Source organism: Methylobacterium sp. J-026 (assembly GCF_022829585.1).
GTDB lineage: Bacteria > Pseudomonadota > Alphaproteobacteria > Rhizobiales > Beijerinckiaceae > Methylobacterium.
On record NZ_JAKSYC010000247.1, the window covers coordinates 1 to 277 of the forward strand.

The following is a 277-nucleotide window of genomic DNA, read 5'->3' on the forward strand; positions in this document are numbered from 1 at the left end:
TCGCAAGCCCCGTGGCCGGCATCGTCGGCTCGCCCATCTCGGCGGCGCTGCTCGGGTTTGACGGCTGGCTCGGCCTCTCGGGCTGGCAGTGGCTGTTCATCGTCGAGGCGATGCCCGCCGTGGTGATCGGCCTCGTCGGCCGGTCCTACAAGACCCTGAAGCGGCACCTCACCGCCCACGGCCTGTCGCCGGATCAGTATCGCGAGCGCTACGGCCTACCGGAGGATTACCCGATGACGGCCCCGGGCTACGCCGCGCAACGCTCGGCGCTCGCCAA

The 277-nt window shown here is 70.8% G+C and carries 1 protein-coding gene; it reads left to right on the plus strand.

Annotated elements, in window-relative coordinates:
- Nucleotides 1-11 precede the first annotated feature (11 nt).
- A partial coding sequence (locus MKK69_RS31065; protein WP_313900876.1) for a MucR family transcriptional regulator occupies nt 12-277 on the plus strand: 266 nt, incomplete at its 3' end.